An 8,797-nucleotide genomic window follows, 5' to 3' on the forward strand; every position below is an offset into this window, starting at 1 on the left:
GCCCCGCCGCACCGGATGTCCGGTGCGGCGGGGCCGGAGCGCGTCCGCCGGTTCCCTACTTGGCGGAAAGGCGCTTCATCAGACGGCTGGCCGTTCCCGGGCGGTTGTTGTTCTTCGCCTGTGCCTCAAGGGCCGCCAGCCGCTTTTCCGTGGCCTTCTTCACCGCGGCGAGTTCCGCTTCCAGTTTCCGGATGCGGCCGGCCTGCGCGGCGGCCTTCTTCTCGGCCCGCGCGGCATGCGCGGCGACTTCCTTGTTCTGCTCGCGGAGCAGGGTGATGCGGAACAGCAGGTCGTCCTGGTCCACGGTTTCCGGACGCCGGTAGGGCGCGGTGAATTCGGTGGCGGCGACCTTCTTGTCGTACGCCTCGCCGCCGTCACCGTGCTCGTAGGTGTTTTCCAGGCCGTTCTTCGTCATGAAGTCGAGCAGGCGCCGGAAACCCTCGTCGTAGTGCTCGTTGAATGCCGTGTAATCGGTCTCGGCGTAGAGGCTCGCGACCTCGGTGTCCGGGCGCAGCTCGGTGAGGGCCCGGTGCGGGATGTGGTGGTAGCGGGAGAGTTCCAGCGTCCGGGAGTCGTGGGCGAAGACGAACGCCGGGGTGCCGGCCACCAGCGCGGCGATGTTGCCGTGGATGCGGGTGCCGAGCGCGAAGTCGTAGCCGGCCAGCGTGTCGATCCAACTGTGCGGCTCCAGCGGCACGCACACGTCGGCGGAGCGGATCAGCGGGTGGGAGGCCAGGTCGGGCATCGGCTGGCTCTGCCCGGACGCGATCGAGGTGTCGCCCCAGAACAGGGTCTGGAGGTCCCGGCCCTCCTGCGCGAAGTACGTCAGGTCCGGGAACTGCCGCAGGATGGCGGCGTTCAGCTCCGACGCGCGCTGGGAGTTGGCCAGCCGCAGCGCGGTGGACAGGGCGATCCGGGGGCTGTCCGGCAGCGACCGGCCCGCCGTGTGGTCGATGCGGAAGCCGGGGCCGCGCAGGAAGGTGGAGGGGCAGCCGATCACGTCGACGTCCTTGAAGCCCAGCTCACCGAGGTAGCGCTGGGTGAACTCGCCGCGGACGCCGATGGCCGCCGAGCGGTCCAGGACCGCGCCGATGAACCGCTTGACGGCGTCGTTGACCGGGCTGAGGTAGGAGGTGTCGTTGGCCAGGGTCGCCTGGGCGCCGACGCCGAGGACGACCACCGGCACCTTCAGCCTGCCGACCACGTCGGCGAGGATGTTCAGGTGCGGGACGAACTTCTTCTTGAAGGCGTTCGCCATCGGGATGACGAAGACGTCACAGGCGTCGTTGATCCGGTCAGCGTCCTCGACGGTGAGGTCGCGGAAATGCTTGGTGTCCACCTGTATCTCGGCGCGGCCCGGCACCGAAAGGTGCTTGTAGGCGGCGTTGGTGTACATCAGGTTTCCGACGTTGCCCCGAATGCTGTTGCGTACCAGGGTGCTTTCCACCGAGGGTACGTCGAACGGGTTGTTGCCGGCCTGGATCAGGATGCGCTTCATGTGATCCTCTGCTTGACGTGGACGAGAAGTCGCGACGGAGCAGAGGCGGAATCAACGTGTTGGCAGTCGCATGGATACAGTCCAACATTCCCCAACTACTGCGACCATCAGCGGGGATTCTAGCATGAATGTTCGGTGAACGGTCGGGGCTATTGTCCTTGCGATATCAGGAATGATCGACAAGCGCTCGCGCGTAGTTCGCCATCGACCGCTGATAGCGCGGAAGGTGCCGGGCGAGCGCGCCCAGGACGAGGGACAGGCCCTCGCGGTCCCGGCCGAGGCTGGACAGGCACAGCGCCAGGGTGGCCCGTACGGCGTCGTCCAACGCGTCGGAGGGGGCGTCCAGTTCGGGGGTGAGCAGGGCGACGCCCTCCGCCGCCCGGCCGGTGTTCCGCAGCGAGCTGGACAACTGGATCTTCGCGCGGCGGGCCCGGTAGGGGCTGATGCCGGCCAGCCCGCCGGCCAGGGCCTCGCGGTACAGCGGGACGGCCCGCTCGGAGTGGCCGGTGGAGTCCCAGGCGCAGGCCCGTTCGAAGGCGGCGAGCGGGCTGCCCTCGGGCAGCTCGGCGGCGAGCGCCTCGATCCTCGCGCGGAACGCCGCCCCGTCCTGCCCGGGGTCCTCGTCGAACCCGGCCCAGGCGACGGCCGCGCGCTCCTCCCAGTCTTCGTCCATGGCCCAACTCTCGCACGGGAGCGGGGGCCTTGAGTACTTCGGGCCCGCGCGGACGCATCGAGACGTGCGGGCCTCACCGGGCCCGTCACTCCCGGCCGTGGTCGAGGTAGGCCAGGACCGCCAGTACCCGCCGGTTGTCGTCGTCCGAGACCTCCAGGCCGAGCTTGGCGAAGATGTTCGCGGTGTGCTTGGCGACCGCGCGCTCGGTGACGACGAGCCGCCCGGCGATCGCCGCGTTGGTCCGGCCCTGCGCCATCAGCTCCAGCACCTCCCGCTCCCGGGGCGTCAGCCGGGCCAGCGGCCGGCTCTCCGCCCCGCGCCGGCTCAGCAACTGCTGGATGACCTGCGGGTCCATCGCCGTACCGCCCGCCGCGACCCGCCGTACGGCGTCCACGAACTGCTCCGCGTCGAACACCCGGTCCTTCAGCAGGTACCCGACCCCGCCGTTGCCGTCGGCCAGCAGCTCCCGCGCGTAGAGCTGCTCCACGTGCTGGGAGAGCACCAGCACCGGCAGCCCCGGCCGCTCCCGGCGGGCCCGCAGCGCGCACTGGAGCCCCTCGTCGGTGTGCGTGGGCGGCAGGCGTACGTCGACCACGGCGACGTCCGGGGCGAGTTCGGCCAGCGCCCGGGTCAGCTCGGGGCCGGACTCGACGGCCGCGGCGATCTCGAAGCCGTGGGCCTGCAGGAGCCGGACCAGTCCGTCGCGCAGCAGGAAGAGGTCTTCGGCTAGGACAACGCGCAAGGGATCTCCATGGTGACCATGGTGGGGCCGCCCGCGGGGGAGCCGACGGCGAGGACGCCGTCGAATGTACCGAGCCGGCGTTCGATCCCGGCCAGCCCCGAGCCGGCGCCGATCACCGCCCCGCCCCGGCCGTTGTCGGTGACCGCGATCCGCAGGGACCCGTCGGCGTGGTGCAGGTCGACCCAGATCCGGTCGGCGCCGGAGTGCTTCACGGCGTTGGCGAGGACCTCGCTGACGGCGAAGTACGCGGCCGACTCCACCGGCGCCCCGGCCCGGCCCGGCAGGTCGACGGCGACCTCGGTGGTGACCGGCAGCCGCAGGGCGAGGGCCCGGACGGCGTCGCCCAGGCCGCGTTCGGCGAGGACCGGCGGGTGGATGCCGCGCACCAGGTCCCGCAGTTCGTCCAGGGCGTCGGCGGAGGACCGGCGGGCCCGCGCCAGCAACTGCCGGGCCTGCTCCGGGTCCTTGTCGAGCAGCGCCTCGACGGTGCCCAGGTCCATGCCCATGGCGATCAGCCGGGCCTGCGCCCCGTCGTGCAGGTCCCGTTCGATCCGGCGCAGTTCGGCGGCGGAGGTGTCCACCGCGTCCCGCCGGGTCTCGGTCAGCACCCGTACCCGCTCGGCGAGTTCGCCCGGTCCGGAGCCGAGCACGGCCCGGGTGAGCAGGAAGTGCCCGCGCAGCAGCGCCGGAACGAGCCGGTACGCCGCCACCAGCAGCGCGGCGCCCAGCGCGGCGGCGCCCAGCGCGGACGCCTGGCCGGTGACGGGCACGAACCCGTACCAGTAGCCGTCCGGCAGTACCCGCCACAGTCCGGCGGCGATGGCGAAGCCCTCCAGCGGGTAGCACAGCAGCGCGGCGGGCAGCAGCGCGGTGACGAAGCCCGCCGTCATGTCCGCCGGCAGCCAGCGCAGGTCCCGCCAGGTCGCCGGGTCGCCGAGCATCCCGAAGGTGCGGGCCCAGGGGTTGGCGTCCGCCGGCAGCGGCCGGTACGCCCGCGGGACCCGTACCCCGCCCCACTCGGCGGCGAGCACCCGGCGCCGGTCCGCGAAGGCCCGCACGCCGGTCAACACCCAGGGGGTGGTGACCAGGCCGACGCCGATCGGGATCAGCGCGATGGACACCGCGGACAGCACGAAGCACAGCACCGCCCCCGGCAGGCTGATCAGGGCCAGCGCCAGTCCTCGTACGGCTGCCAGTGCCACGGTCCGGGTCCGGGGACCGCGACGGTCGCCGTGCTCGTCGATGTTCATGGCGCCAGTCTGGCCGGGCGCCGGGCGCGGGTCACTGGGCCGGGCCCCCGGCCGGGGGGTGGTGTCAGGTACACCCCCCGGCCGGGGCGCGGTTCAACGCCCGGTGGGCGGCGTGTACTTGTAGCCGACGCGGCGCACGGTCTGGATGGCGCCCCGGTGCTCGGCGCCCAGCTTGCGGCGCAGCCGGGCGATGTGGACGTCGACGGTGCGGCCGTCGCCCACGTGCCCGTAGCCCCATACCGTGGTGACCAACTGGTCGCGGGTGTGCACCCGGTGCGGGTGCGCGACGAGATGGGCGAGCAGCTCGAACTCCAGGTACGTCAGGTCCAGTTGCCGTCCGCCGACCGAGGCGATGCGCCGGGCGGTGTCGATCCGTACCAGCGCGTCGCCGGCGCCGGCCCGCTCCGCCGGGCGGTCGGCCACCGCCACCGGCGGGAACGGCGACTGCTGGTCGGCGGGGACCAGCACCAGGTAGCCGATCATCGGCGGCTGCCCCGGCAGGACCGGCAGGGCGTGCTGCGGGGCGGGCAGCCAGGTGGCGCCCGGGGGCAGGAGGTCCGCCACGTCCACGACCTCGTCGCGGTCGACGGCCCGGAGCCGGTGCCGGGCGCCGTGCGCGGCGGGGGAGGGGGTCAGGGTCGGGGCGGAGGACAGGGAACGGGTGGTCGCCATGAGAGGTCAGCTCTTTCGCGCGAGAGGTTCGTCGGGGAAGGCGACGGGCGCGAGTTCGTGGTCGGGCGCGTCGCGGGACGTACGTCGTGCGCGCTGCCCGGAGGCCGGGATACGGCTTCAGCGGGTCCGCGCGGTCAACGCGCGGCAACACACCCGGTCGAAGTCGTGGTGCTGACGGGACGGCCAGAACGGCTGAAGGTCGTGGCGACCTGTCGCGGTGTACTTCTGGATGCCGGCCATGCGTCCATTAGAACAGACAGCGGCCCCCGGCAGCAGCCTCCTCTCACTGCGTGGACGCCCGGTACCGCGCGAAGGGGCGCCCACCGTGACGGTGGGCGCCCCTGATGGCCGGGTGCGGCGGGGATCAGACCTGGCCGGCCTTCTCCAGCGCGGTGCAGCAGGTGTCGACGAGCAGCCGCGTCACCACGTACGGGTCGACGTTGGCGTTGGGGCGGCGGTCCTCGATGTAGCCCTTGCCGTCCTTCTCGACCTGCCAGGGGATGCGGACCGAGGCGCCGCGGTCGGAGACGCCGTAGGAGTACTCGTTCCACGGGGCGGTCTCGTGCAGGCCGGTGAGGCGGTCGTCGATGCCGGCGCCGTAGTTCTTCACGTGGTCCAGCGGCTTGGAGCCCTCGCCGAGCGACTCGGCGGCGGTGATGATCGCCTCGTAGCTCTCGCGCATCGCCTTGGTGGAGAAGTTGGTGTGCGCGCCCGCGCCGTTCCAGTCGCCCTTGACCGGCTTGGGGTCGAGGGTGGCGGCGATGTCGAAGTCCTCGGCGGTGCGGTAGAGCAGCCAGCGGGCCACCCACAGGTGGTCGGAGACCTCCAGCGGGGAGACCGGGCCGACCTGGAACTCCCACTGGCCGGGCATGACCTCGGCGTTGATGCCGGAGATGGCCAGGCCCGCCTTGAGGCAGTTGTCGAGGTGCGCCTCGACGACCTCACGGCCGAAGATCTCGTCGGCGCCGACACCGCAGTAGTAGCCGCCCTGCGGGGCCGGGAAACCGCCCTTGGGGAAGCCCAGCGGGTAGCCGTCCTTGAAGAACGTGTACTCCTGCTCGATGCCGAAGATCGGCTCCTGGGCGGCGAACCGCTCGGCGACCTCGGCCAGCGCGGCACGGGTGTTGGTGGAGTGCGGGGTCAGGTCCGTGTCGAGGACCTCGCAGAGCACCAGCACGTCGTCGCCGCCGCGGATCGGGTCCGGGCAGGTGAAGACCGGCTTGAGCACGCAGTCCGAGGAGTGGCCCTCGGCCTGGTTGGTGGAGGACCCGTCGAAGCCCCAGATCGGCAGCGCGTCCAGACCCGCGGGCGTGCCCGCGACGATCCTGGTCTTGGAGCGGAGCTTGGCCGTCGGCGCGGTGCCGTCGATCCAGATGTACTCAGCCTTGAAGGTCACGGGCCACATCCTTCGGGGGTGGGTCTGGGCGCACTCGCGGGTGCGGCGGTACTGCGGCACCGGAGCACCGCCTCGATGCCCGGCAGCCTGTCAACAGGCGATTTCCCGGCCATTGCCCGTATGTGAACCCCGTGTTACCTGGTGTTGGCGTGGCCCGACTCACGGTGTGCGGACGGCGTACGGCGGCAGAACGGCCGCGTCCGCCGGCCGGACGGGGGCACGGCGGGCCCGGGACGGACGGCCGCGGGGCGGCTCGTATGCGATGCCGCGCCCTGCCGTGCGGCGTCGGCGCTCACCGGGACAGGGCGTCCCGTACCGCCTCCTCGGTGCGGGCGACGACCGCCGTGCCGTCGTCCGCGGTGATGATCGGGCGCTGGATGAGCCCCGGGTGCTCGGCGAGCGCGGTGACCCAGCGGTCGCGTGCGGTGGCGTCCCGGGGCCAGTCCTTCAGGCCGAGTTCCCGCGCGGCCGGTTCCTGGGTGCGGGTGATGTCCCACGGTTCGAGGCCGAGCCGGTCGAGGACGGCACGGATCTCGCCCTCGTCCGGCACGTCGTCCAGATAGCGGCGGACGGTGTAGTCGGCCCCCTCGGCGTCGAGCAGGCTGATCGCGCTGCGGCACTTCGAACAGGCGGGGTTGATCCAGATCTCCATGCCGTCACGGTATCCGGGAACCCCGCGACTCGTTCTCCCCATGTGTCCCCGCACCCCCCAAAGCACCGCTGGCCAGGGGCTTTTGTCAGTGCCGGGCAGTAAAATAGGAGCAGTGTTCGAGGGTGTCGCCGGGGCCGACCGGCCGGTGCCCCGACCGCGACAGGAGGATGCCTGTGCCCGCTGCCGCACTCAAGCCGAAGCCGAACCGCAAGCCGTCGCCCACCCAGTCCACCGCCGAGCGGCCCGTCCTGCTCGACCTGCCGTACGCGCCCGTGGAGAAGCGCCCGCTGCCCGCGGGCCGCCCCCGCGAGTGGTACGTCACGCACAACCGCCGGCTCAAGGCCATGCGCCTGGCCATCGCCCTGCTGGACTCCGGTGTCTACCTGCCGGGCCAGGCCCGCAACGAGACGATCCGGGACGCCGCGGAGACCATCGGCGTCCATCCCCCGTCGGACACCACGTGCCACATGGTGCGCGCGCTGATGCGCTACTCCCGGTGAGACGACGGGGCTGACCGGGGTGCCGGGTGCCCCGCGCGGGGCACCCGGCACCGCACGGCCGGGCGCCCGTCGCAACGGCGGTGCTACGCGGCCAGTTCCTTCTCCAGCGGGGTCCGGAATCTCGGTGTCACCCGGGTCGTGCCCAGCCAGCCCCGCAGCTTCTCCGCCTCCGCCGCGATCGCGGTCCCGGCCTCGCGGCCCACCCCGGTCCGGTCCAGGACCCGCCAGACGATCTCCCCGTCGGGCCGCTGCGCCCAGCCGCCGACCACCCGGCCGTCCCACCACACCGTCGGCCCCACGTTGCCGCTGCGGTCGAACAGCGAGGGGCGCAGCCCGGGGGCCAGATACCAGTCCCGCTGCCGCCAGCCCATCGCCGTCGGGTCCAGGGCCGGCAGCAGCGCCGCCCAGGGCTCCCCGGACCCCGCGACCGGACCGTCGTCGCCGTCGGCGACGTACCCCGGGCCCTCGTCCAGCGTCACCGCCCGCGCGCCGATCGCGCCGAGCGCCCGCCGCACCTCGGTCACCCGCCACCCCGTCCACCACTTCAGGTCGGCCTCGGTCGCCGGGCCGCACGCGGTCAGCCAGCGGCGCAGCAGCTCGGCCTGTGCCGCGGCCGGTTCCAGCGGGGGGTGCGCGGGGGCGGGCGCCCAGCGGAACTGGCTGGACGTCCACGAACCGAGCGGCCGGCCGCGCACCACCCTGCCCTCCACGCCGAGCACCTTCAGCAGCCGGGTGGAGACGGTGTGCACGCCCTCGTACCCCTTGCCGGCCGCGTAGACGAACCGCTCCCGCAACCGGGGCTCGTCCTGGGCCAGTTCGGCCGCCGTCGCCTGGCCGCGGCGGGCCAGCGCGGCCAGCGCCGACTCCTCGACCTCCTTCAGCCAGGCCGCGTCCGGCGCCCCGGCCGCCGCCATGTCCCTGAGCAGCGCGGCCCGCTCCCGGGCGGCCACCGCGAGGCCGGTCGAGGCGTGCACCACCGCGGTCAGCCCGGCGGGGAACACGAAGACGGTGTGCCGCATGCCGTGCATCCGGACCAGCGAGCGGTCCTCGTACAGCGCGCGCTCCGTCGCCCGCACCGTCCCCGCCGGATCGGCCAGCCGGGCCCCGGCCGCCAGGTACACGGTGGCCGGGTCGGTGCCGTGCAGGGCCGTCAGGGCGTCCGCGACCTCCTCGGGCCGCGCCGCCCGCGCCCCCGCCGCCAGCAGGTGCCTGAGCCCCAGCCGGGCCCGCCGCTCCGCCACGCCGATGTACCGCTGCCCCTCGCCCACGCCGGCCTCCGTCCGCCCTCGGATCACCCCTGTCCGCCCATCGTGCCGGACGGCACTGACATTGATGCTGATACTCGGGTTCCGGCGGCCGTGACTCGGGCACTGACTGACGCCCTGCTGGGCTGTCTTCGCGTTGGTCTGTCCGG

The 8,797-nt window shown here is 73.0% G+C and carries 10 protein-coding genes; 1 reads left to right on the plus strand and 9 read right to left on the minus strand.

Annotated elements, in window-relative coordinates; all coding sequences use genetic code 11:
* Nucleotides 1-55 precede the first annotated feature (55 nt).
* From ACFY32_RS32700 to ACFY32_RS32735, 8 genes are all read right to left on the minus strand, one after another.
* Nucleotides 56-1,498 (minus strand): polysaccharide pyruvyl transferase family protein, encoded by a 1,443-nt coding sequence (locus ACFY32_RS32700; protein WP_390676215.1) that lies wholly within the window; start codon nt 1,496-1,498, stop codon nt 56-58.
* Between the two features lie 166 nt (nt 1,499-1,664).
* Complete coding sequence (locus tag ACFY32_RS32705) at nt 1,665-2,171, minus strand: tetratricopeptide repeat protein (RefSeq protein WP_359203876.1); 507 nt, start codon at nt 2,169-2,171, stop codon at nt 1,665-1,667.
* Nucleotides 2,172-2,256: 85 nt separating this feature from the next.
* Nucleotides 2,257-2,913, minus strand: coding sequence for a response regulator transcription factor (locus tag ACFY32_RS32710; RefSeq protein ID WP_359203879.1), 657 nt, complete (start codon nt 2,911-2,913; stop codon nt 2,257-2,259).
* A complete protein-coding gene (locus ACFY32_RS32715) occupies nt 2,898-4,163 on the minus strand; it encodes a sensor histidine kinase (RefSeq protein ID WP_390676216.1) in 1,266 nt (421 codons plus the stop codon). Before ACFY32_RS32715 ends, ACFY32_RS32710 begins: the two co-directional genes overlap by 16 nt.
* Before the next feature lie 93 nt (nt 4,164-4,256).
* Nucleotides 4,257-4,835 (minus strand): winged helix-turn-helix domain-containing protein, encoded by a 579-nt coding sequence (locus ACFY32_RS32720; protein WP_359203884.1) that lies wholly within the window; start codon nt 4,833-4,835, stop codon nt 4,257-4,259.
* A 117-nt stretch (nt 4,836-4,952) separates the two neighbouring features.
* Nucleotides 4,953-5,075 carry a hypothetical protein gene (locus ACFY32_RS32725; protein ID WP_359203887.1) on the minus strand — a complete coding sequence of 41 codons (123 nt, stop codon included), beginning with the start codon at nt 5,073-5,075 and terminating at the stop codon, nt 4,953-4,955.
* Between the two features lie 124 nt (nt 5,076-5,199).
* A complete protein-coding gene (glnII, locus tag ACFY32_RS32730) occupies nt 5,200-6,231 on the minus strand; it encodes a glutamine synthetase (protein WP_390676217.1) in 1,032 nt (343 codons plus the stop codon).
* 292 nt (nt 6,232-6,523) lie between these two features.
* Complete coding sequence (locus ACFY32_RS32735; RefSeq protein WP_390676218.1) at nt 6,524-6,883, minus strand: ArsC/Spx/MgsR family protein; 360 nt, start codon at nt 6,881-6,883, stop codon at nt 6,524-6,526.
* 173 nt (nt 6,884-7,056) lie between these two features.
* Here ACFY32_RS32735 and ACFY32_RS32740 point away from each other — a divergent pair, with 173 nt between their 5' ends.
* Complete coding sequence (locus ACFY32_RS32740; RefSeq protein WP_359203896.1) at nt 7,057-7,383, plus strand: hypothetical protein; 327 nt, start codon at nt 7,057-7,059, stop codon at nt 7,381-7,383.
* Nucleotides 7,384-7,466: 83 nt separating this feature from the next.
* Here ACFY32_RS32740 and ACFY32_RS32745 read toward each other — a convergent pair whose 3' ends face one another.
* Nucleotides 7,467-8,651, minus strand: a complete 1,185-nt coding sequence (locus ACFY32_RS32745) for a winged helix DNA-binding domain-containing protein (protein WP_390676219.1) — start codon at nt 8,649-8,651, stop codon at nt 7,467-7,469.
* Nucleotides 8,652-8,797 lie beyond the last annotated feature (146 nt).

The organism is Streptomyces sp. NPDC000134 (genome assembly GCF_042899225.1).
In the GTDB taxonomy this organism is placed as follows: Bacteria; Actinomycetota; Actinomycetes; order Streptomycetales; family Streptomycetaceae; genus Streptomyces.

What these genes read in the sequence shown, in the direction of transcription:
- ACFY32_RS32700 (WP_390676215.1), bottom strand. Translation starts at nt 1,498, where the DNA reads ATGAAGCGCATCCTGATCCAGGCCGGCAACAACCCGTTCGACGTACCC.
- ACFY32_RS32705 (WP_359203876.1), bottom strand. Translation starts at nt 2,171, where the DNA reads ATGGACGAAGACTGGGAGGAGCGCGCGGCCGTCGCCTGGGCCGGGTTC.
- ACFY32_RS32715 (WP_390676216.1), bottom strand. Translation starts at nt 4,163, where the DNA reads ATGAACATCGACGAGCACGGCGACCGTCGCGGTCCCCGGACCCGGACC.
- ACFY32_RS32720 (WP_359203884.1), bottom strand. Translation starts at nt 4,835, where the DNA reads ATGGCGACCACCCGTTCCCTGTCCTCCGCCCCGACCCTGACCCCCTCC.
- ACFY32_RS32725 (WP_359203887.1), bottom strand. Translation starts at nt 5,075, where the DNA reads ATGGCCGGCATCCAGAAGTACACCGCGACAGGTCGCCACGACCTTCAG.
- ACFY32_RS32735 (WP_390676218.1), bottom strand. Translation starts at nt 6,883, where the DNA reads ATGGAGATCTGGATCAACCCCGCCTGTTCGAAGTGCCGCAGCGCGATC.